General features: G+C 46.2%; 18 protein-coding genes. 4 read left to right on the top strand and 14 right to left on the bottom strand.

What is annotated here, in order from left to right:
- Positions 1–962 precede the first annotated feature (962 nt).
- A complete protein-coding gene (locus R7P64_RS22360) occupies positions 963–2,534 on the top strand; it encodes an ABC-F family ATP-binding cassette domain-containing protein (protein WP_318123990.1) in 1,572 nt (523 codons plus the stop codon).
- Positions 2,531–3,688 carry an MFS transporter gene (locus tag R7P64_RS22355; RefSeq protein ID WP_222712663.1) on the top strand — a complete coding sequence of 386 codons (1,158 nt, stop codon included), beginning with the start codon at positions 2,531–2,533 and terminating at the stop codon, positions 3,686–3,688. Before R7P64_RS22360 ends, R7P64_RS22355 begins: the two co-directional genes overlap by 4 nt.
- A gap of 74 nt (positions 3,689–3,762) precedes the next feature.
- Here the strand turns inward: R7P64_RS22355 and fis are convergent, their stop codons facing one another.
- From fis to R7P64_RS22310, 9 genes are all read right to left on the bottom strand, one after another.
- On the bottom strand, positions 3,763–4,059 hold the full coding sequence (gene fis, locus R7P64_RS22350) for a DNA-binding transcriptional regulator Fis (protein ID WP_000462885.1): 297 nt from the start codon (positions 4,057–4,059) through the stop codon (positions 3,763–3,765).
- A 23-nt stretch (positions 4,060–4,082) separates the two neighbouring features.
- Positions 4,083–5,051 carry a tRNA dihydrouridine synthase DusB gene (gene dusB / locus R7P64_RS22345; RefSeq protein WP_318123988.1) on the bottom strand — a complete coding sequence of 323 codons (969 nt, stop codon included), beginning with the start codon at positions 5,049–5,051 and terminating at the stop codon, positions 4,083–4,085.
- 139 nt (positions 5,052–5,190) lie between these two features.
- On the bottom strand, positions 5,191–6,078 hold the full coding sequence (prmA, locus tag R7P64_RS22340; RefSeq protein WP_005382507.1) for a 50S ribosomal protein L11 methyltransferase: 888 nt from the start codon (positions 6,076–6,078) through the stop codon (positions 5,191–5,193).
- A gap of 165 nt (positions 6,079–6,243) precedes the next feature.
- Entirely contained in the window at positions 6,244–7,587 is a 1,344-nt protein-coding gene (gene accC / locus R7P64_RS22335; RefSeq protein ID WP_005382509.1) for an acetyl-CoA carboxylase biotin carboxylase subunit, read from the bottom strand.
- A 14-nt stretch (positions 7,588–7,601) separates the two neighbouring features.
- The gene (gene accB, locus R7P64_RS22330) at positions 7,602–8,063 is read right to left on the bottom strand and encodes an acetyl-CoA carboxylase biotin carboxyl carrier protein (RefSeq protein ID WP_005386355.1); all 462 of its coding nucleotides are present in this window, start codon (positions 8,061–8,063) and stop codon (positions 7,602–7,604) included.
- Positions 8,064–8,124: 61 nt separating this feature from the next.
- Entirely contained in the window at positions 8,125–8,574 is a 450-nt protein-coding gene (aroQ, locus tag R7P64_RS22325) for a type II 3-dehydroquinate dehydratase (protein ID WP_005382360.1), read from the bottom strand.
- Between the two features lie 303 nt (positions 8,575–8,877).
- Positions 8,878–10,830 carry an acetate--CoA ligase gene (acs, locus tag R7P64_RS22320; RefSeq protein WP_005386359.1) on the bottom strand — a complete coding sequence of 651 codons (1,953 nt, stop codon included), beginning with the start codon at positions 10,828–10,830 and terminating at the stop codon, positions 8,878–8,880.
- Between the two features lie 237 nt (positions 10,831–11,067).
- Positions 11,068–11,697 carry a 3'-5' exonuclease gene (locus R7P64_RS22315; RefSeq protein ID WP_005382363.1) on the bottom strand — a complete coding sequence of 210 codons (630 nt, stop codon included), beginning with the start codon at positions 11,695–11,697 and terminating at the stop codon, positions 11,068–11,070.
- Positions 11,698–11,730: 33 nt separating this feature from the next.
- Positions 11,731–13,557, bottom strand: coding sequence for a DUF294 nucleotidyltransferase-like domain-containing protein (locus R7P64_RS22310; protein WP_158159512.1), 1,827 nt, complete (start codon positions 13,555–13,557; stop codon positions 11,731–11,733).
- 233 nt (positions 13,558–13,790) lie between these two features.
- Between R7P64_RS22310 and R7P64_RS22305 the strand changes: the two genes are divergently transcribed.
- Together R7P64_RS22305 and R7P64_RS22300 are read left to right on the top strand one after the other, a co-directional pair.
- Positions 13,791–14,978 carry a 3-phenylpropionate MFS transporter gene (locus tag R7P64_RS22305; protein ID WP_005382367.1) on the top strand — a complete coding sequence of 396 codons (1,188 nt, stop codon included), beginning with the start codon at positions 13,791–13,793 and terminating at the stop codon, positions 14,976–14,978.
- Positions 14,979–15,113: 135 nt separating this feature from the next.
- The gene (locus R7P64_RS22300; protein ID WP_318123985.1) at positions 15,114–18,545 is read left to right on the top strand and encodes a PAS-domain containing protein; all 3,432 of its coding nucleotides are present in this window, start codon (positions 15,114–15,116) and stop codon (positions 18,543–18,545) included.
- Positions 18,546–18,636: 91 nt separating this feature from the next.
- Here the strand turns inward: R7P64_RS22300 and R7P64_RS22295 are convergent, their stop codons facing one another.
- The 5 genes from R7P64_RS22295 to R7P64_RS22275 all read right to left on the bottom strand — a co-directional run bounded on the left by R7P64_RS22295 (position 18,637) and on the right by R7P64_RS22275 (position 23,211).
- Positions 18,637–20,022: a class II fumarate hydratase gene (locus R7P64_RS22295; protein ID WP_104975663.1), complete on the bottom strand. Its 1,386-nt coding sequence runs from the start codon at positions 20,020–20,022 to the stop codon at positions 18,637–18,639.
- Between the two features lie 17 nt (positions 20,023–20,039).
- The gene (locus tag R7P64_RS22290; protein WP_005382370.1) at positions 20,040–20,417 is read right to left on the bottom strand and encodes a hypothetical protein; all 378 of its coding nucleotides are present in this window, start codon (positions 20,415–20,417) and stop codon (positions 20,040–20,042) included.
- Positions 20,418–20,616: 199 nt separating this feature from the next.
- Positions 20,617–21,099, bottom strand: coding sequence for a hypothetical protein (locus tag R7P64_RS22285; RefSeq protein ID WP_005382371.1), 483 nt, complete (start codon positions 21,097–21,099; stop codon positions 20,617–20,619).
- Positions 21,100–21,207: 108 nt separating this feature from the next.
- Positions 21,208–22,935 (bottom strand): sodium:solute symporter family protein, encoded by a 1,728-nt coding sequence (locus R7P64_RS22280; RefSeq protein ID WP_005382372.1) that lies wholly within the window; start codon positions 22,933–22,935, stop codon positions 21,208–21,210.
- A gap of 12 nt (positions 22,936–22,947) precedes the next feature.
- Positions 22,948–23,211, bottom strand: coding sequence for a DUF4212 domain-containing protein (locus tag R7P64_RS22275; RefSeq protein WP_005382373.1), 264 nt, complete (start codon positions 23,209–23,211; stop codon positions 22,948–22,950).
- Between the last annotated feature and the right edge of the window lie 466 nt (positions 23,212–23,677).

Genomic DNA, 23,677 nt, shown 5'->3' with positions numbered 1-23,677 from the left:
GGGGGTCGCGGGTTCGAGTCCCGTCCACTCCGCCACTTATATTAAGCCTCAGTCGAAAGACTGAGGCTTTTTTCGTTTTGGTTACCCGACTTACCTTAAACCCACTTTCATATTGAAACCTTGCATCGAGAGGCCGGCTTCCCTCTGGCGATGCTTTCTAAGCCCTGTTATGAGTGAAGTGGAACGCAGTTTTGTGTGGTTTCTGCAGTCTCGAGCGCTAGTTTTGAGCCCCTGTGCTTAACTTACCAAAGCTTCCTTTATTATTACCTGGAGAATTTATTCACTAGGTTATGTTATTTTCGGGGAGATTTCTCTGCTTTAGATGTTTTGATTTAGCCATAGGCGCTTATTAATATAAACTCAGCGCATTTAAAACTTTCCAAACATGGATTTTGTTTTGTCGATCTATTTAAGCCAGTGTCTTAAAGTGTATTCGCTACTTCTTCCCTCTAACCCTCTCCAACCTACAAAGCCACCACTACATTCGTATAACGTGAGCGGTATAGGTGCTCTCATAGCTGTGTTTGCTGAGTAAGTCGTTCACCTAGCACGTTGACTGAGGAAAAGTCTTCTTTCAGTGGACCTTCGTGTAAGTCACGATAGTTTTAATAATTATCTGGTACTTTTTATTCTAAAGGTGTACGCTTCACATCGAGTGTTTTTTCGACAGTAAATCATGTTATATCTCTTGTTTAAAAGCTTTGTAAGAAGGCTGAACTCCGTGCAAAAAACGCGATGAAGTGTTGCTCGGAGTCTTAAATTAATCTTCATCAGGTGTTTTATGTGTGGGTAGCTTCGCTGAAGTTATACGCAGGAGCTTGTACACCTGATAAAAGAGAAGAGATGGCCGGTGATATTTCATCATCGGCCTTTTTGTATCTGTTAAGCAGCTACAAAGCATTACCCAGTATTGAAAAAAGGGCCGGTATTGATCACCGGCCCTTTTTTATTTGGTTGAAAACATGAGTATTTTACAAGTTAAAAATTTGTCTTATCAGATAGCTGATAAGACGTTATACAACAACGTGACCTTTCGTATTAACGTGGGAGAGAAAATAGGTATCACCGGAGCGAATGGTGTTGGAAAAAGCACCTTATTGAAACTGCTTTTCGGTGAATTATCTGCAGATAAGGGCTGCATTGACTGGTTACCAAACCTTGAGGTGGGGTATTTAGAACAACATTTTAAGATCGATAATGTGCTGACAGTTCATGAGTGTTTAAAGGGCTCTTTTGAGAGTTTATACGCTACAGAGCAAAAGCTTTGGACTTTGTATCATGCGATGACCGAGTCTCACTCTACATCTCTTTTAAGCCAAGTCGCTCGGCTACAGGCATATTTAGAAGATGAAAACTTTTATGCAATTAATACCAAAATTGAACAAGTTGCTGTAGGTCTTGGCATTTATCAATTTGGCTTAGATACACCGCTTGTCTCGCTAAGTGGCGGTCAAAGGCACAAAGTCCTTTTAGGCAGGTTGTTACTTCGCAACCCCGATGTGTTAATTCTTGATGAGCCGACAAACTATCTTGATGCTCCGCACATTGAATGGCTAGTCACGTTTCTCAATGATTACATTGGCACCGTTTTACTGGTTTCTCATGATGTTGATTTCCTTAATCAAGTAGCGACCAGTATTTGTGATATTGATTATCAAACGGTTCGAAAATACAGCGGTACTTATGTCAAAGCAATGCAGCAAAAGCAGCACGACGGTGCTTTATTAGAAAAGCAATATAAGGCTCAGCAAAGTGAAATTCGAAAGTTAGAGAAATTTATTGCCCAAAATGGTGCAGGAGTTAACGCGAGTCTTGCTAAAGGGCGTAAGAAAAAACTGGATAAAATCGAACCTATTCAACTGAATAATGTAGAGAAAGTATCGATGTTTGACTTTGCTTACCAGCCCATTGGGCAACCGAATGTGATTGACGCAAAAGCGTTGATGATCGGTTATCAGCAGCCTCTGCTTCCAGTATTTGATATCACGTTAGCGCGCGGGGAAAAGTTGGTTGTTGCTGGCTTTAACGGCGTGGGTAAGTCGACCTTACTTAAAACCCTGATGGGGGAGATCGAGCCACTCTCTGGTGAGGTGGTATTGGCAAAAGGTGCAATGATTGGTTATTTTTCTCAAGATTTGTCTTGGCGCCATCTTCAGAACACGCCTGAACAGGAGCTGTGCTCTTGTGCGCCAACAATCTCAAGCAAAGAGTCACGCAAGCTATTAGCTCGCTTTGGGATCACGGGGGATAAGACGCAGCGCCACTTAGATACATTGAGCGGTGGTGAGCAAACTCGGGTGAAACTGTGTTGTTTATCGGTTCAGAAATGCAATGTTTTGCTGTTGGACGAACCAGCAACACATTTGGATAGCAGCAGTAAAAATGCGCTTAAAGAGGCTCTCCTGCGCTTTTCCGGTAGCGTGATTGTAGTATCTCATGAGAAGGCATTTTTGCAATCTTGGCCTGATAGAGTTTTAGATATTTCGTTGCTCACTTGTGCTGAATCGGAAACAGAACAGGAGGTGGAGCTATGATGCAGTCCATGATCCTATTTCTCGTTGCTTTTCTTGTTGGTGCAGATGAGTTGATGCTTGGATCTATTCTTGAACCTATCGGAAATGATTTAAGTGTTCAACCGAGTCAGGTGACCTTATTTATTACGGCATATAGTTTAGCCATAGCAATTTTCGCTCCTTACTTGGGCCGTTTATCAGACCGAGCTGGGCGTATTCGTATCATGGTGCCTGCTTGCTTTGTATTTGGGGTTGCGTCTATTACGACGGGCATAGTTCATGATTTTGAACTTGCTATTGCAACTCGTGTGATCACTGGTATTGCAAGTGCAGGCATGTTACCAATTGCATTCGCGTTAGCGGGAGACGCGAAGGGTAATAGAGCGATGCGTCAAATTGTGATGGTTCAGGCGGGATTAACGCTAGGTATGATAACTAGCCCGGCGATCGGAGCATTGTTGACCCAGCTTTTATCATGGCGTGCCGCTTTTATTATTTTGGGCGTGGCGGCTCTTTTTGTCGGTGCCATGAGCGTAGTGTCCATGAACAACAAGCATAATGAGTCCAAGAAGTCAGATACTCTGCCACCTATCACAGACGTCATTCATCTTCCAGGCGCGTTGAGGGCGATTCTAGCGATGTGTTTAGGCCTAGGGGGAGGTATTGGTGTATTTAACCTGATAGGCCTTCATATTCGAGATACCAGCGAGTTGGCGCTCGGTTGGGTGGGCGCTATTTATGCTGCTCTAGGGATCGTGAGTGTGGTTGGAAATATGTGCGTGGGGAGAGCTTGCCGTTGGCTTGGTAGCTCTCGAGCCGTTATGCGAGTGGCTTTAATGGTGTGCATACCTTGCAGTGCATGGGTGTTCTCAAATGAGATGAGTACGGTTACCGCTTATCTTCCAGCTCTAGTGCTCTGGTCTCTTGCTGGAGGGGTAGGCTCTCCGGCGTTACAAGCACATATAGCAAGCTTATCTGATGAACATCGAGGTGTGCTGATGTCTTCTGGAATGAGTATGATGCACTTTGGTGTCGCGATTTGGTCTGCCTTGGCGGGCTTCGCGTATTCTGTAGGCAATGAATGTGTCGCTTTCGTGGCTTTCCTATTGTTTGGCTCAGCAGTAGTTATCTTAAAGCCAGTTGGTAATACTGAACAAAGTGAGCGTTATTCGTAGTGTTTTAGTAGATAAAGAAAAGCCGTTACCTAAAAAGGTAACGGCTTGTTCCAAATACTTTTTGAAAAACGGTCTTAGTTCATGCCGTATTTCTTAAGTTTCTTGCGAAGAGTACCGCGGTTGATACCCATCATAGTTGCTGCGCGAGTTTGGTTACCGCGAGTGTACTGCATGATAGTATCTAGTAGTGGCTGTTCAACTTCAGCTAGAACTAATTCGTATAGTTCTGTTACTTCCTGGCCGTTTAGTTGAGCAAGGTAGTTTTTAAGAGACGCTTTAACAGAGTCACGTAAAGGCTTCTGAGTAATCTGGTCTTGTGACGTTACTGTAGTTACTGTTAATGCTTCTGAAGTCAGATTTTGTTCGAACATATTCGGTCTAGCTCTTCTCTTAATTATGATGCAACGTTATCAAAATAACCTTCTAACGCCTCAATTTGCAGCGGAGCTGCGTCGATAGCGTTGAAGGTACGGCGAAACTCACTTGCCTGTTCATGCTCTTTCAGGTACCACCCAACGTGCTTGCGCGCGATACGTGGACCTAAGGACTCCCCATAAAACTCATGCAGAGCATTTACATGACCAAGCATAATGGTTTTCACTTCCTCAGTTGGAAGTTCCTCCATTGTGGTGCCGTTTTCCAAATAGTGATGGATTTCCTGGAAAATCCAAGGACGACCCTGGGCAGGGCGTCCAATCATTAAAGCGTCCGCACCGGTGTACTCCAGTACAAATTTGGCTTTCTCCGGGCTATCGATATCACCGTTCGCGATAACCGGAATTGAAATCGCCTCTTTTACCGCTTTAATGCTGTCATATTCGGCCTCACCTTTGTACATACATGCTTTCGTTCTGCCATGCAGAGCAAGAGCTTGTATGCCGCAGTTTTCGGCTAATTTAGCGATCTGGACACAGTTCTTGTTGTCTGTATCCCAGCCAGTTCGAGTCTTTAACGTTACAGGAACGTCCACTGCATTCACGACCGCTTTCAAAATCTCTTCGATAATGTTTGGGTATTGAAGCAGAGCAGAGCCCGCTAGCTTCTTATTCACTTTTTTTGCCGGGCAGCCCATGTTGATGTCGATGATTTGTGCACCGTTCTCAACACTGAATTGAGCTGCGTCCGCCATAAGCTGTGGATCGGAACCCGCAATCTGTACAGAGCGAATGCCCGATTCGCCCTCGTGTACCATGCGCTGTTTCGACTTTGACGTTCCCCATAGTTTTGGGTTAGCAGACATCATTTCACTGACGGCCATTCCCGCACCATAGCGAAGACACAACTCGCGAAACGGTCTATCCGTTACACCAGCCATAGGGGCTACGATTAGATTGTTCTTAAGTTGATAGTTTCCGATTTTCAAAACGTCATCACAGTTCTGTACCAGCAAGGGCGCGCATTTTACGCATTTTTTCACTGCGTGAAAAGACTAATATTTGAGCATTTACAAATTGTTTTTGTAAATTGTATAAATTTCAAACAATTAGCTCTGAAAACCTTGTCTAGCCTTGCTTACGACCAGAGATGCGACACCATTCACTTTGCTCAACAATTGGGTCAATGTGAAGCTCGTCACGGTAATAGTTCGCAACATCTTCAGCTTGAGTGTCTAATACGCCGGACATAGCGAGGTCGCCATTTGGCTTAACTAGCCCTTTGATGATAGGTGCAAGTTCACGTAAAGGTCCCGCAAGGATGTTGGCCACAACGACGTCAGCGACGAGACCTTCTGGTTGATTTTGCGGTAAGTAAACTTCTAGTTTGTCTGCAACGCCATTACGCTCAGCATTGTCTTTTGAAGCAAGCAGGGCTTGAGGATCAATGTCGATCCCTATCACTTTTTCAGCGCCCAGTTTGATCGCTGCGATCGCAAGAATACCTGAGCCACAACCGAAGTCGATAACGGTCTTACCGCTTAAGTCCATGCTTTCTAGCCACTCAAGACAAAGTGCTGTTGTAGGGTGAGTACCCGTACCGAATGCAAGGCCTGGATCCAACATAACATTAACAGCGTCAGGATCTGGAATGTCGCGCCAGCTTGGACAAATCCATAGGCGTTCACCAAATTTCATTGGGTGGAAGTTTTCCATCCATTCGCGTTCCCAGTCTTTATCTTCAAGCTGTTCTACTTTGTAAGCAAAATTGTCAGCCAGCATATTGCTCGCTTTAATTTGGTCGATGATGAAGTTAGTGTCTGCTTCTGCATCATACAGTGCCAGAATATCAGTATCGCCCCATAAGCGAGTTTCGCCAGGTAGAGGTTCGAATACAGGTGTATCCTGCGCGTCTAAGAATGTAACAGACAGCGCGCCAGTCTCTTCCATTAGCATATCGCCGATTTGCTCAGCGTTTTCATTGGTCGCGTTGAGTTTGATTTGAATCCAAGGCATTGGTTTTTGCTCTTAAAGTGAATGAAGTGGCGCAGAGTTTACCAGAACTCTACGATTTGTTTGAGTATATACCCAAATAAGCCTATTTATATGTTGAGCCCTTCGCGTACATATAAAACAAAAATGCCCACGGGAGTGGGCATTTTTTAAGACGTTTGCTTAGGTTTATTGTAAGCCAAGCTTCTTCTCTAGGTAGTGGATGTTTGCACCACCGTGTTGGAAGTTTTCGTCATTCATAATGGAGAATTGCAGTGGCACGTTAGTTTTGATGCCTTCGATGATCATCTCACCCAGTGCGTTCTTCATACGTGCAATCGCTACATCACGGTTCTCACCGTAAGTGATCAGTTTACCAATCATTGAATCGTAATGAGGTGGAACTGTGTAGCCTGTGTAGATATGAGATTCCCAACGTACACCCATACCGCCAGGAGCGTGGAAACGCTCGATCTTACCCGGAGATGGTAGGAAGCGCTCAGGGTCTTCTGCGTTGATACGACACTCAATCGCATGGCCACGGATCTTAATATCATCTTGAGTGAATGACAGAGGCTGACCCGCTGCAACACGAAGCTGTTCTTTGATTAGGTCGATGCCAGTAACCATCTCTGTTACTGGGTGCTCTACCTGAATACGAGTGTTCATTTCGATGAAGTAGAACTCACCGTTCTCATATAGGAATTCAAACGTACCTGCGCCGCGGTAACCGATCTCGATACATGCACGAGTACAGCGTTCACCGATGTACTTACGCATTTCTTCAGTGATACCAGGTGCTGGAGCTTCTTCCACTACTTTTTGGTGACGACGTTGCATTGAACAGTCACGCTCACCAAGGTGGATTGCGCCGCCTTGACCGTCAGCAATAACCTGAACTTCAACGTGACGAGGGTTTTCTAGGAATTTCTCCATGTAAACCATGTCATTGTTGAACGCCGCTTTTGCTTCAGCACGTGTCATTGCAATGGCTTGGATAAGGTCTTTCTCTGCTCGAACAACACGCATACCACGACCGCCGCCGCCGCCAGATGCTTTGATTATTACTGGGTAACCAATGCGCTTAGCAAATGCTTTGTTTTTCTCTTCGTCATTGTCTAGAGGGCCGTCAGAACCCGGTACACAAGGAACGCCTGCTTTCTTCATTGCATTGATAGCAGATACTTTATCGCCCATTAGGCGGATAGTGTCTGCCTTTGGACCAACGAAGATGAAACCACTGCGCTCAACTTGCTCTGCGAAGTCTGCGTTCTCAGACAGGAAGCCGTAACCTGGGTGGATAGCCACAGCACCAGTCACTTCTGCTGCAGAAATGATGCGTGGAATGTTTAGGTAGCTGTCGATACCACGAGCAGGGCCGATACATACGGTTTCGTCTGCGAGTAGTACGTGCTTAAGATCGCGGTCAGCTGTTGAGTGAACAGCGACGGTCTTAATACCTAATTCTTTACAAGCGCGAAGAATACGAAGTGCAATTTCACCTCGGTTCGCGATGACTACTTTGTCTAGCATAAGGCAAGCCCCGCTTATTCGATTACAACAAGAGGTTGGTCGAATTCAACTGGTTGGCCGTCTTCAGCTAGGATTGCTGTAACAACGCCAGATTTGTCCGCTTCGATTTGGTTCATCATTTTCATTGCTTCAACAATACATAGAGTATCGCCAGCATTTACTTTCTGACCCACTTCTACGAATGCTTTAGAGTCTGGGCTTGGAGAGCGGTAGAAAGTACCAACCATTGGAGAAAGAACTTGGTGACCTGCAGGTGTTGCTGCTGGAGCTTCTGCTGCTGGCGCTTCCGCTACTGGTGCCGCTGCTACTGGAGCAGGTGCCGCCGCTGGAGCTGCTGCGTAGTGAATTGGTGCTTGAGGGGCTGCAGTGCCATGACGGCTGATGCGCACTGACTCTTCACCTTCAGAGATCTCTAGCTCAGCAATGCCAGACTCTTCAACTAACTCAATTAGCTTCTTGATTTTACGAATATCCATCTTTTCTTTCTCTTTTATCTTGTGATTAAGACAACCCTCGTAGGGTTGCAGAGTGTTAGGGTTACTTTGCCTGTAGCTTATTGATCGCTGCAGACAGAGCAAATTCATAACCTTGTGCGCCTAAACCGCAAATCACACCCTCTGCTTTATCTGACAGATAAGAGTGATGACGGAATGGTTCACGTGCGTGCACATTTGATAAGTGCACCTCAATAAATGGGATGGCGACGCCAAGTAATGCATCTCGCAGCGCCACACTAGTATGAGTGAAAGCCGCTGGATTGATGATGATGAAGTCAATCTTGCCATAGGCAGCGTGAATGGCTTCAATCAGTTCGTACTCACGATTTGATTGTAGGTGTTCCAGTTCTACCCCAGCGTTATGGGCTTGCTCTGTAAGAGTATCCACAACTTGAGCTAAGGTACTGTGACCATAGTGTGTCGGTTCGCGCAGACCCAATAGATTAAGATTTGGTCCGTTTAGAACAAGAATCCGTGACTTTGCAGACATTGTGTTGCTATCTTCCCTTATCGTGAGTGGAACGTTTATATTCCCAAATATACGATAGTTCAGCACGATTTTTTTGTTAAAACCGAGCAAATTTTAAAAAATCGACCAAGATTATAGCTAATTCATAGCAATTAGCAGCAATTTACTGGTCTAATCTCCTAATAGCCACTCTCGTTTCTGTAACCAAGTTAACAAAAACAACATAATTGCCATATTTTTTGTGTGGCCAATTTGTGCACTAAAGCAAAAAACCGCCATGAGTGATGGCGGTTTTTAAAGTGCTTTTAAAACAGTTGGTTGAATTTATGCCAATTCTGCTTTCTCTGCGATAAGTTTATCTACAACGCTCGGATCGGCAAGCGTTGATGTGTCTCCGAGGTTGCTGGTATCACCCGTTGCAATTTTACGCAGGATTCGACGCATGATCTTACCAGAACGAGTCTTCGGTAAGGAATCCGTCCAGTGCAGTACATCTGGTGTTGCAATTGGACCAATCTCTTTACGCACCCAATCTTTCACTTCTTTGTGTAGCTCTGCTGACGGGAATTCACCATCGTTCAAGGTAATGTAAGCGTAGATAGCTTGGCCTTTGATATCATGCGGAATGCCCACAATAGCGGCCTCAGCAATTTTATGATGTGCGACAAGAGCCGATTCTATTTCAGCGGTACCCATGCGGTGACCCGACACGTTTAGTACGTCATCAACACGGCCCGTGATCCAGTAGTAACCGTCTTCGTCACGACGAGCTCCATCACTAGTAAAGTACATTCCCTTGAAGGTTGAGAAGTAGGTCTGTTCAAAGCGCTCGTGGTCGCCATAAACAGTGCGCATCTGACCTGGCCATGAATCAAGGATCACCAAGTTACCTTCTGCTGCGGTTTCTTCAATGATGTTGCCCATGTTATCAACCAGTGCAGGTTGGACTCCGAAGAATGGTCGAGTTGCTGAGCCTGGTTTTAAGTCTGTTGCGCCTGGTAGTGGTGCAATTAAGATACCGCCGGTCTCTGTTTGCCACCAAGTATCAACGATAGGCGAGCTCTCGTTACCAATCGTTTTGTAGTACCACTCCCACGCTTCAGGGTTGATAGGCTCACCTACTGAACCCATCACACGTAAGCTTGAACGAGATGTCCCTGCTACCGCTTCGTTACCTTTTGCCATTAGTGCACGAATAGCGGTTGGCGCAGTGTAGAGAATGTTCACTTGGTGCTTATCAACCACTTCACTCATACGAGCCGTGCTTGGGTAGTTTGGAACACCTTCAAACAGAATGGTTTTGGCCCCGTTCGCTAGTGGACCATAAATTAGGTAAGTATGGCCTGTAATCCAGCCCACATCCGCGGTACACCAGAAGGTTTCACCTGGTTGATAATCGAAGACATATTTAAAGGTCATTGCCGCGTAGACGAGGTAACCGCCTGTAGTATGTAGTACGCCTTTAGGTTTACCTGTCGAGCCAGATGTGTAGAGGATGAACAGCGGGTCTTCGGCTTTCATCTCTTCTGGTGGGCAAACGTCAGAAACATTGGCTGTTGCTTCGTGCCACCAAACATCACGGTGTTCATGCCATTCAACATCACCACCTGTACGTTTAAGCACGACGACTTTATTGATGGTTTTTACGTCTGGGTTGGTTAGTGCTTCATCCACGTTCTTTTTCAGTGGAACAGCGCGTCCGCCACGTACGCCTTCGTCTGCGGTGATCACGACTTTAGCGTCAGAGTCGATGATACGGCCGGATAGCGCTTCTGGTGAGAAACCGCCAAATACTACGGTGTGAACCGCACCAATACGGGTACAAGCGAGCATAGCCACTGCGGCTTCTGGCACCATTGGCATGTATAGACACACCACGTCGCCCTTGCGTACGCCTTGCTCTTTCAATGCGTTGGAGAATTTACACACTTCTTTGTGCAGTTCGTTGAAAGTGAGTGTTTTGTCGTCGGCTGGATCATCGCCTTCCCAAATGATGGCGACGTCATCCCCGTGTTCTGCAAGATGACGGTCAATACAGTTAGCCGAGACGTTCAGTGTGCCATCTTCAAACCAGCGAATATCAACATGGCCAGTGTCGAAAGAAGTGCTTTTTACTTTGGTGAAAGGTTTGATCCAATCAACGATTTTGCCGTGTTCGTTCCAGAAGCCCTCTGGATCGGTTACCGACTGCTGATACATGGCTAAGTAAGTATCATTATCCGCGTGTGTATGAGTTTTAATATTTTCTTTTACCGGATAAACGTGGGCTTCGCTCATGGCTTCTCTCCTTGTGCCTTATTTCTCGGCCTTACACCAATCTAGATAAGATTTTGAATATATTTTTGTAGGGCTGTTTTTTGGTTCTAAATAACTTGGTCGTGGTAATGACGACGTTGTGCTTATAACTGTCAGTCACCGCGCGTATTTCCACAATTAGACTTTAGGATGAGAGTGATAGAAGCGCCGGGAAATCGCTGAAACAAAAGTATTTCTGGGAGCTAGGTCAACTGATTTTTATGTATACGGTGCGGTTAGGTTGGGTAAATCGCCTTTCGTTAAGCGGACAAAGACCAAAGCGGCAGAAATCGCGTCTTGCAAGGCGTCGTGTTTGTCTTGGATAGGAAGTTCGAGGTGTTTACAAATGGCATCCAGACTTAAGTCGAAATAGGCATTCGGCAAATGTCGTTCCAACTTATCGTGATAAATCTGACTGACCTCGATAAGTGGGTTAGGAAGTGGGAAGCCAAGTTGCCGCAGACAAGCAAGGTCTAAGATCTTTTTATCGTAACGAATGTGATAGCCCACAAGTGGTCGGTTGCCGATAAAGTCGAGCAGCTCGAGCAGCGCCTCTTTTTCACTGATGCCATCGACTAAGTCTTGGTGGCGAATTCGATGGATCTTGACCGAGCCTGAGTCGAGCGATTGCGGCGCGCGTAAGCGGACTTCAAATGGTTGACTGGTGATGATGCGGTTGTCGATGATCTTGGTGGCTGCAATAGTCACCAGCTCGGCGCGATTTGGGTCAAGGCTGGTGGTTTCGCAGTCAAGAGAGACGTATTCTGTTTTATCTGGCGTGCAAAACAGCGACTGATAAGGCGAACCTTTCAGTTTGTAGTGCCAGTATTTGCGTTGTAACCAGTTCATTGCCTACGCCTCTGTGATTTATGAAAATCAGGGTTAATCACGAATTTGATAATGGAAGCCTAAAAATTGCTTAAATTTCTTCACCACATGTAAGCTGTGGCGAAGCAAATCACGCTCAGTTCTATCCAGTTGTTTAATATCAATGTTATTCAACGCTTCTTGCTTTTTGAGTTGCTGATTAAGGCGAAGTTTAAAGAACAATTTCAGTGCTTCGTTGAGATTATCTGCCGTTTCAGATTCTAAGATGCGCTTATTTCTCAGAGCTTCAATGCGCTCAAACGTGTTCTTCTCCTCAATGGCATATTCCAAAGACAAGGTGCGAATGCCGTGTACAATTGGGAAAATACCGCCGCGTTTAATGTCCAATCCGTCTTTAGCACTTTTTACGTTGCCAAATAGAGTTAGGGGCACCGAAAACTGCAAGGCAGGGCGAGTAAAGTCAGACAATATCAACATGCGATCTTTCATTGTGTCACGAAGATGCGCCGCAATTGGAGCCAGCAGCTCGCAATTCCCAGCAACAGCATGGGCGTCACTGAAAATGGCTAAGTCCATGATTTGTTGTGGTTCGGCTTTAGCTATCCAGTGGTTTAGGGTGCTTATCCATTCTTGCTGTGTTTTGACCCATTTCGGGTTGTTAACCATCACTTTACCAGGGCAAAGTGGATAACCGAGCTGTTGTAGGGTGTGTGTGAAGGATTGCATCACTTGTTCGCAATGAGGCCATTCCAGGCCATCTTGAATAATCAGGGCATTGTCTTGATCGGTTTTGAGAATTTGCTCTCCTCGGCCTTCAGAGCCGAGTACGATCAAGCAACAATGGTCGTGCAAGGCTGGTGGTATTACTAACTCGAACGCTTTCTCGATAATTTGCTCGTTTACGGCTGAGATCAGCTCCATGATGAAGCGAGTGCGGATGCCGTTTTTCAATAAGCTCTCGACCAATTGACGTTGGCGGTTTGAGGCCAAAGCGAGCTCTTCCACGCTGCTTGCTCGAGCAATACTGAGCGTTAACACGTGAGAGTGGGTTGAGAACGCGCTAAGAATTTGGGTCATATCCAGCATGCCAACGGCTCTGTTGCCTTCACATACCATGAGGCGTTTCATTCTATTTCTGGTCATTGTGATCATGGCGTTGAATAGAAAGTCACCATCATCAACGTGATAAACAGGAAAGCTCGCGATCTCACCCACTGGTGTGTCGAGCGCGCAACCATCTATCATCACAGAATGCAGCATATTAGTACGAGTCACTATTGCGTACGGGTGGGCTGATGGCCATTTTTCCAATCGTGGATCATCGCCATGGAGTTGAACCAATGCAGCGTCAATCCCATTTTCTTTTAAGGAACGTGTTACCTCGTTAATTGGTGTATTTGGTTCGAGGATCATCGGTGGGTGATAAATGCTGCGGTCAACTTTAGTGAGAATAAACTCCGCTAAGTTTTGCTGTTGATGGGCCGCTTCGATGAGCTCTTGCCGTTTCGATAAATTGTTATCGAAATAGGCTGCAAACTGGCCATTTTCGTTGTAAAGGGCAAGGAAAATTTCTTTCGGCAGTAGGTAAGAGAGCGTGTCCTCAAGCGCGATGTAGTGATGACGTACCTTGTCTTCAAGTAACGAGCGTACATCGAACATATCGTCGTTGGCATAATGTGCGAACACTTCCTGTTGATCGTTGGAGCGCTCTTCTACCGCGCCTTTGATCAGAATATGTAAGTGGGGGTTCTTCTGTCCGCAGGATAAAATAACATCTCGAGCTCGATAGTAGGCGACGTCCAGAGACGATCGCAGTCGCGTTTGTTGTGCTTCAGTTAAGCGATCGAACGGTGGAGATTGCATGTTAAATTTGTCAGGCATGAGAACACCCAATAATGATGGAAGGAACACTCTCTAAGTCTGACAAATTTCTTACCGGAAGCCAGACGACTTTGGTCTAAATTACGATGTTTTCGTTTGAAGATGCCAAATGTCGCAAAGTTAGTATTCCATCGAGGAAACGATAAGTTTCTTATTCTTCCCTTTTTATAATACGCATGGCGATCCATAATTCCCGGCTCGAACGTTGGTGTTCCCGTTTTAGGATATTAGTAATGTTGAAACCTTCTCCGTATGGCTGGATTTCCCAGTACTTTCTCGGATTCTTCTTTGCGTATGGCGTGTATCTGCCATTTTGGTCACTTTGGTTTAAGGATCAGGGCGTATCTTCGACAGATATCGGTTTGCTGGTCGGGTTAGGCCTTGCGACACGTTGTGTTGCCAATATCGTGATCACCCCACGAGTACACAAAGTCGAACATCTTATGCCTGCTTTACGTTGGTTGAGTTTCGCTGCCCTCCTTTTTGTTGGATTTCACTTTTTTACGGGTGGTAGCTTTTGGTTAATGGCACTAGCGACAGTGTTGTTCAATCTTTGTTGTGGACCGATTATTCCGTTGTCGGACGCGATGGCAAATTACTACGCTCGCCTGAAAATGCTCGATTATGGCCGTACGCGGCTATGGGGTTCGATTGCCTTTATCGCAGGCTCGACGGCAGTGGGCTACCTAGTGGCTGAATTTGGCTCCGATATGATCTTGTACACTGCGATGTTCGGCGTGTTTATCTCGTTGCTGTTTGCTATGCGACCGACTAACCCAATGCCTGTAACGCACGGTGGGCAAAGCGCAGAACGTCCAAAGCTGACCGCTCTTTTGACCGACAAGCCGATACTAAAATTCTTAGTGTTGGTGTCACTAATTCAGGGCAGTCATGCGGCTTACTACGGCTTTAGTGCGATTCACTGGAAGGCCGCTGGTCACTCGGAAGATGTCATTGGCTACTTGTGGAGCTTAGGAGTAGCCGCAGAAGTGGCAGTGTTTGCATTGAGTAAGCGCTTATTCGTAGGTTGGTCAATACGCGCGCTGTTTATTGCTGCTGCCGTTGGTGTAATGATGCGTTGGGGTATTACGGCGTCGACAACATCAATTATTGCTTTGGTGATTGTTCAACTATTGCATGGTGTGACTTTCGCTACCGCACACATTGCCGCGATCCAATATATCCAAAACTCCGAAGAAAATAAGATCGTAGCGTTGCAAGCGTTGTATAACGCGATTCCGTTGGGCGCATTTATCGCGTTAATGACCGTATTGAGTGGTTGGGGTTATGAGCACTGGGGACCGCTTGTGTTCTGGGGCATGGCCGCGATGGGGTTATTGGCTCTGTTCATCAAGCTTGACTCACAAGACCCACATCAGGTGGTTGATGTATCAGACAAGCCACTTGAAACACAGAATTAGACTTATGTAACAAAGGTTAAAAACTAAGCTTTGTCTCCGTTATCAAAGCGGTGTTAAATGAAACCTCTCCCTCATGGAGAGGTTTTTTTATTCTCTTGCTTTAAAAGTAGCAAGAAAGGCAAGAAAGGATATCGGATGCAAGGATGGCTGGTGGTTCCCGTTTCTTTAGCGTATTTGGGAGCTTTATTTATCATCGCGTGGTACGGCGACATTCAGAAAAGGTGGCTAGCGCGCTGGCGGCCTTGGATTTATAGTCTTTCCATTGCGGTGTACTGTACATCATGGACCTTCTACGGCACGGTCGGGCAGGCCAGCAGTAATCCTTGGTCTTTCTTGCCCATCTATATTGCCCCCATTTTAGTGTTTACCATCGGATGGCGCGTTTTAGCTCGGCTTATTTTGATTGCTAAACGGGAACACATCACGTCGATTGCTGACTTTATCGGAGCACGCTACGGTAAATCCCAAGGTTTGGCCGTGGTTGTTACGCTCATAGCGGTTGCGGGAATTTTGCCGTACATCGCTTTACAGCTGCGTGGTATCACTATGGGGCTTGAAATTATTGCTCCGGAGCTGGCTACTGATTTTGGTTATCAAAACGATAGCGTGTCGTGGTTTGTTGTGGTCGCATTGGCGATTTTTACGATGCTATTCGGTACCCGCCACATTGATAACACGGAACACCATCGTGGGATGATGATGGCAATTGCCTTCGAATCCATTATCAAACTGCTGGCTTTTTTAGTGGTTGGTGTCTTCATTGTTTGGTTGGCGATGAACTCCGAGAATTTGAGCTTAATTGATGTTGCCGCACAGACGTATCAGTCACCAAATATCCCGACTATATTGATTCATACTGTACTGACCATGCTGGCGATAGTTTGCCTTCCGCGACAATTCCATACGATGGTGGTAGAAAATGAACGTGCTCAAGATTTGCATGTGGCTCGTTGGTTGTTCCCCATTTATCTGATCTTAATGGGGATTTTTGTTTTACCTATTGCGTGGGTAGGGCAAGGCCTCTTGAGTGGCGCTTCGCCTGATACTTATGTCATCAGTGTGCCGATGTCGGTCGGGGCGAGTGAAATCGCCTTGCTTGCGTTTCTAGGCGGTACTTCAGCAGCAAGCGGCATGGTTATCGTATCGACGATTGCCTTAGCGATCATGGTCTCGAATGACTTGGTTATGCCATTGCTATTGCGTCGCATGCGACTGACGCAGCGTAACCACCACCATTTTTCTGAATTATTACTGCGGATCCGCCGTGGTTTGATTTTAGTTTTGTTGATTGGCGCGTGGTGTTTCTATCAAGCGTTGGACACCATTCATTCACTTTCTGCTATCGGCTTTCTCTCGTTCGCGGCTATCACGCAATTCGCTCCTGCGCTGGTTGGCGGTATGTATTGGCGTCAAGGGAATAAGAAAGGTGTGTATGTTGGCCTCGCGGTGGGTTTTGCTACCTGGTTGATTACGTTAATGAGCCAAACAGACATGCTTGCCGGAGACGCCAGTAATAACTTCCTGATCTGGTTGATTACGCCACCAGAGGTATTGGCTAGCTTTGATATCGCGATTTCAGATTGGGGGATGATCCTCAGCGTGGTCGCTAATGCAGTGTGTTTTGTTGTGGTTTCTATGGCTACCCGACCAAGCCTAAGTGAGCGCTTACAATCGGCATCATTCGTTGGTACACCGTTGCCTGAAAGCGAAAATATGAGTCTGTACCAGAGCCGCGTTACGGTTGCAGAACTGGAAATGCTAGCGTCCAGATTTGTAGGACGAACGCGAGTTAAAGCGGCGTTTCAAGCCTACTGGAGCCAGCAACGAGAAGAGTTGATGCCGAATCAACAAGCGCCATCTTCTCTGATTCGGCATACGGAGCGTGTGCTAGCAGGGGTATTTGGAGCATCTTCTGCTAAGTTAGTACTTACTTCCGCTCTGCAAGGAAGAAACATGCAGCTTGAAGAGGTGGCGACTATCGTCGATGAAGCCTCTGAACTGTACGATTTTAGTCGGGGTTTACTCCAAGGCGCGATTGAGCATATTGGACAAGGTATTGCGGTCGTCGATAAGCAACTACGCTTGGTAGCGTGGAACCAACGCTATTTAGAACTTTTTGAATTTCCGCCAGGCCTGATTCAAGTAGGTCGACCGATTGCGGATGTGATTCGGCACAATGCAGAGCAGGGGTTGTGTGGCCCTGGTGACCCTGATGACCACGTCCGTCGCCGTGTTTATCACCTTGAGCAAGGGACTCGGCACACCTCTTCTCGGGTTCGTCCCGATGGTCGCGTGATAGAGGTGCAAGGTAACCCAATGCCAGGTGGTGGCTTTGTGATGAGCTTTACCGACATCACCGTATTCCGTGATGCAGAGCAAGCACTGAAAGACGCCAACGAGACATTGGAAGAAAGAGTACGTCTGCGGACTCGAGAATTAGAACAACTTAACAAGCAGCTGGTGGAAGCGACGCAGCGCTCGGATTTGGAATCGAAGTCCAAATCACGGTTCTTGGCGGCAGTAAGCCATGACTTGATGCAACCGCTCAACGCGGCGCGTCTATTCGCATCTTCACTATCGGAAGTCGCCAAAGACAGCGAAGCCAAAAAGCTGTCAGCACACATTGAAAGTGCTTTAGAGGCTGCCGAAGACTTAATTGGAGATTTGCTGGATATCTCGCGTTTGGAATCGGGCAAGTTGGAAGTCAACGTGCATGGCTTTGCGTTAAATGATGTGTTATCGAATTTGAATGCTGAGTTTAGTGCGTTAGCCAAACAGCAAGGTATAGAGTTCACCATGATTCCGTCCTCACTCATGGTTAAGTCGGATCCCAAACTGCTGCGCCGTGTGGTGCAAAACTTCCTGACCAATGCGTTTCGTTATAACCCGAATGGCAAAGTCGCACTCGGTGTTCGCCGCGTGAAAGGGCGAGTGCGTATTGATGTATGGGATAATGGAGTGGGGATTGAAGAAGAGAAGCAGCAAGAGATTTTTGAAGAGTTTAATCGCGGAACTCAAGTTCGTTCCGACCAAGGTCTCGGACTTGGTTTGGCGATTTCGAAAGGAATTGCTCAGGTACTTGGGCATAAAATTTCGATGCGCTCTTGGGTTGGAAAAGGCAGTGTTTTTTCCATCACCCTAGATAAAGCTGATCATGTTCAGCCTCATCCAGTTCACGTGGCAATGAGTAAGCAATCTGAACTTGGTCATCTGAGAATCCTATGTGTCGATAATGAGCCTGACATTCTAGTCGGCATGGAAAACTTACTTTCCCGATGGGGCTGCGATACACGAGTTGCGATTGATTTAGTTGAAAGTCTACAAGCGCTTGAGGATGGTTGGATTCCGGATGTAATTTTCTCCGATTACCGACTTGATGATGGTCGTACTGGTTTAGAAGTGCTACAGCAATGCCGCCTGAGATTAGGCCACAGCTTTGAAGGCGTCATCATCAGTGCAGATCGTACCGATGATATGCTTGATGGCATCAAAGCAAATGGGTTCAGCTTTATTGCTAAGCCAGTTAAGCCGCTTAAGCTGCGTTCGGTGCTCAATCGAGTCGCTTAGGATTGGAGTGTTTGAAAAATCGCTATAAAAAGAGACCTCCGAATGGAGGTCTCGATGTTTGTAATCTTAGTTGATAGGCTGAGTTTGCCGCTTATTCTGCGACGCCGCCTTGAGTCAGTTTGGCTGGATTAAGCAATCGCTCTAGTGTGGCTCTATCCAAATCAGTTTCTTCTTCCGCGACATCAATAATCGCGCGTCCCTGTTTGTAGGCTTTTTTCGCGACTTCTGCCGCTTTTAGGTAACCAATGACCGGGTTGAGAGCCGTGACCAAAATAGGGTTTTTGGCGAGTGCTACATCCAAGTTATCTTGGCGAACTTCAAACGTCGTAATGGCTTTGTCAGCTAAAGCGGTTGCGCTGTTAGAGAGTAACTCGATGCTCTCCAATACGTTATGAGCAATAACTGGCAGCATGACGTTAAGCTGGAAGTTGCCCGCTTGGCCTGCGACGGTAATGGTGGTGTCATTACCAATGACTTGCGCTGATGCCATCGCTGCGGCTTCTGGGATCACAGGATTTACTTTGCCAGGCATGATGGAAGAACCCGGTTGCAAGCCTTGTAATTCAATCTCACCTAAACCAGCCAATGGGCCTGAATTCATCCAACGAAGATCGTTTGCGATCTTCATGATCGCAACTGCTGCTGTTTTGAGCTGTCCCGACAGAGCGACGATCGCATCTTGACTGCTTAAATTGAAAAAGAAGTTATCACTGGCCGTGAACTGAATACGAGTTGACTGGGTTAGGTTGCTAGCGAATAAGTCTGCAAAGCGTGGATCGGCATTGATCCCCGTTCCAACCGCCGTACCACCTTGGGCTAAGGCTTTTACAGCAGGAAGAGCTTGTTCAATCGCTTGTTTTGCATGCTCGATTTGGAACTGCCAACCGCCAAGTTCTTGAGCAAAGGTAATTGGCATCGCGTCCATTAAGTGGGTGCGACCGGTTTTTACAACATCTTTCAATGCTTGCTGTTTAGACTCTAGTGTTTGGCTGAGGTGTGACAGGGCCGGGAAGAGCTGTTTTTCGATGGCTAATGCTGCGCTAACTTGAATGGCCGTTGGTACCACATCGTTGCTGCTTTGCCCCATGTTGACGTGATCATTAGGGCTGACAGTGCCGCCTAGATGCTGGGAGGCCAGTGTTGCAATTACTTCATTCGCATTCATATTTGAGCTAGTGCCTGATCCCGTTTGGAACACGTCAATTGGGAATTGCTCAATATGATTGCCTTCGATAATTGCTTGAGCTGCGTCAGCAATCGCGTTGGCAATATCTCCCTCAAGCAGCCCTAGCTGTGCGTTGGTGAGTGCCGCAGTCTGCTTGATGTGTGCTAACGCTTTGATAAAACCAGATGGCATTTTATGTTGACTGAATGAGAAGTTATCGACGGCGCGTTGAGTCTGGGCTTGGTAGAGAGCATCTGCAGGGACCGTTACTTCGCCCATACTGTCAGTTTCTATGCGGAATTCGGTGCTCATGGTAGGGATCCTTTTGGTTAATCGAGTGAGATTTGAATCAGGCGTAATTGTTGTTGTAGTGCGAGAAATTTCACGTCGCCTTGTTCAAACTGGTAGTAATAGCGTTTGAGGCAAAATAATGGCGTATGGATAGAATCGAGACAGACACGACGGAAGATACGACTGCGAGTTGAGTCTTGAATCGCGTCTAGTAAATGGAAATAAACCTGACGTAAAAACAGCTCACACAACAATAGATTTTCTTCATCGGCATCGTGTTCATAACAGGAAGACAACACCATTCCCCAATGAATATAGTCATGAATCACGTCTGGCTCAAAGCCATGTGGTGCGGCGAGAAGGAATCTATCTTGGGCTTTAAAAAATGCGTTAAAGATGTCCCGTTTGTTGTCCATAACCACCTCTCATTAAATGTAATGATAATTATTATCAATTAACTTGTGAGTTGGCAACCCTTTTTAGAGTAAGAGGTTGTTGAAGAAAGACTTACGGAAACAAAAGCCGACGCAAAGGCGTCGGCTGAGTAGGAATTCATTTATGCTGAGTGAAACTAAGTCACTGTCGTTTGAATACCGGTGAATTAGCTTGTCGCCGTTATTCAGTAAATAAGGTTTCGTACTTCACAAATGCGGTTTGTGTTTCACCATAATATAGTGTGCCGCCTGATTGAATGACGACTCTTAACCAGCTTTCTGCAGATGCAGGCTTTGGTAAGGTGATGTACCAGCTTTGGCCTGCTTGATCGGCGGGCTTCATATCAATCGGTTGAGCGTTTTTCTCTTTGTCACTCACAATAGAAACTTTAACCCCTTCAAGTGGGTAAGCGGCGTTGAGTGACAATTCTAAGTTATTTTTAGTGAGTTTTTCAGAGCGAAATTTCACTTTAAAATCGCCATTTTCCATATCACACAGACCACTGGTGTAACGACAATTAGACTTACTCGCGAGTTTGTAAGTTTCCCCTTCTTGCGCCGCGTGGGGTTTCTCGCTGAGGGCCATATCGGTACCGAAGTAAGCGATCAAAGAGAGAACTGGCGCAATCAGTAGAGCGAGAATAAAGTGCTTGTTTTTGAACATCTTGGCTTCCTTGCAACGACATACTGCGAATATGGTAACTGAAAAGTGAGAATAAAAAAGCCCCGGACGGCTGGTTCCAAACGGGGCTTTTGTGGTTTTGATTAGTTTTTAGTGATCCACTGCACTACCAGCACCTACTGGTACGCGAACGTGTTCGACTAGGTCTTTTACTTCTTGTGGCGTTTCTGCAGTTACTTTGGATACAGCGAATGCAACAATGAAGTTAAATAGTGCGCCGATAGCACCAAACGCGTTTGGCTCAATACCCAGGAACCAGTTTGTTCCCCAGCTTTCTAGATATTTCCAATCAGCGACGAAAAGAATGCCTTTGTGTTGGAATACGTAGAACAGCGTAATACTGATACCTGCAATCATACCGGCGATTGCGCCTTCTTTGTTGATGCTCTTGCTGAAGATGCCCATCATCAATGCAGGGAAGATGGATGAAGCGGCAAGACCAAAGGCGAGTGCTACCGTACCTGCGGCAAATCCAGGCGGATTTAAACCGAGATAGCCTGCGGCTGCTATCGCTACTGCCATTGATATTCGACTAGCAAGTAGCTCTTTTTTCTCGGATATGTTCGGATTGATAACCCCTTTGATTAAGTCATGGGAAATAGCTGAAGAAATGGCGAGTAGTAAACCTGCTGCGGTAGATAGTGCAGCTGCAAGACCACCTGCTGCCACAAGTGCAATCACCCAGTTTGGTAGTTTAGCGATCTCTGGGTTAGCCAATACCATGATGTCGTTATCAACGCGCAGTTCGTTGGTGGACGCATCTGAAGTGTATTGGATATTGCCATCGCCATTTTTATCGTCAAAACCGAGTAGTCCAGTTGTTTCCCAGTTTTTGAACCACGCAGGACGCTCGTCATACGCTAGGTGCTGACCCGGAGCTGGATTTACCGTATTCATTAGGTTGAGACGAGCCATCGCTGATACCGCTGGTGCTGTAGTGTAAAGGATTGCGATGAAGATCAGAGCCCAGCCTGCTGATGTACGTGCGTCGCGAACCTTCGGCACGGTAAAGAAACGGATAATTACGTGTGGTAGACCGGCAGTACCAATCATCAGTGACATGGTGTAGACAAACATATTAAGTGTGTCGCCACGTACTTGGGTCGTGTATTCACTGAATCCGAGTTCGGTCACAACTTGGTCAAGCCGATCGAGTAGATAGACATCGGTACCAGCCATGGTACTCCCCAGACCAATTTGTGGGATTGGGTTACCAGTGAGTTGCAGAGAGATAAAGATTGCAGGGATAGTGTAAGCAAGAATGAGTACGCAATATTGAGCAATCTGCGTGTAAGTGATGCCTTTCATGCCGCCAAGAACCGCGTACATGAAAACGATACACATACCAATTAATAGGCCGGTGGAGTAATCCACTTCTAAGAAGCGACCAAACGCAACGCCCACGCCTTTCATCTGACCGATAACATAAGTCACTGATGCGATGATAAGACAAACAACCGCTACGATACGTGCTGTGTTGGAGTAAAAGCGTTCACCAACAAACTCTGGCACCGTAAACTTACCAAATTTGCGTAGGTAAGGCGCTAGCAACAGCGCAAGCAGAACGTAGCCACCAGTCCAACCCATTAGAAATACTGAGCCGCCATAGCCCATGAAGGCAATTAAGCCTGCCATTGAGATAAACGACGCTGCGGACATCCAATCGGCTGCGGTTGCCATACCGTTTGCAATCGGGTTTACACCGCCACCAGCAACATAAAACTCTTTGGTTGATCCGGCGCGAGCCCAAATAGCAATCCCGATGTACAGGATGAACGTGGCGCCAACGACCAGGTAGGTAATAGTTTTCAAATCCATCTGAGTGACTCCTTATTCGTCCACGCCGAATTCACGGTCAATTTGGCGCATCTTCCATGCGTAATAGAAAATAATTCCTAGGAAGGCATAGATGGAGCCTTGTTGAGCAAACCAGAAACCGAGTTTGTAACCGCCTAGTTGAAATTGATTTAGTACGTCGACAAATAAAATGCCGCAGCCGAAAGACACGACGAACCAGATGACCATTAGGCCGATCATGAGCTTCACGTTTTTGTCCCAATAGGCTTTGGCTCTTTCTTCGCTTTCAAATGCCATTGCCGTCTCCTTACGATTGGTATTGTTGTTAATGAAATGTTTCAATATGTACATTAGCAAGGTGTTGGCAATAACTCTTTTCAACTTTAGTCGGGGTGTTAAAAATGAAGAATCCCCATGCTATGGGCTTTTTCAGCGAACAAAGGGGTAAAATGTTATGTTAATAAACTGTTAAGTTAGCCAAAGGTCTAAAGGTTGATTGGATAAACAAGCATGATTAAGACGGGCCATTAATCTTTTCTTCATTGAACTTGGAGATGCTGTGTAAATATTGGTGGTGATCTTGTGGCTCTTAAAGAGAGAAGGCGTAGATAAGAAAGCTCTCAAGTAATTTATTTACATAAAGTTTTCGCATCAAATCACCGTTTTAACGCACAATAAAGTAATATAACTGAGTCATTCTCGTACAACCTCGCATTTTGAGACGGTGTAAAGGGGAGGCAGATTAGGGCATTACCTCATTAAC

The organism is Vibrio sp. 2304 (assembly GCF_033339475.1).
In the GTDB taxonomy this organism is placed as follows: Bacteria; Pseudomonadota; Gammaproteobacteria; order Enterobacterales; family Vibrionaceae; genus Vibrio; species Vibrio alginolyticus.
Note: the sequence above shows the minus strand (reverse complement) of the source record. Positions and strands in the feature narration are given on the sequence as shown.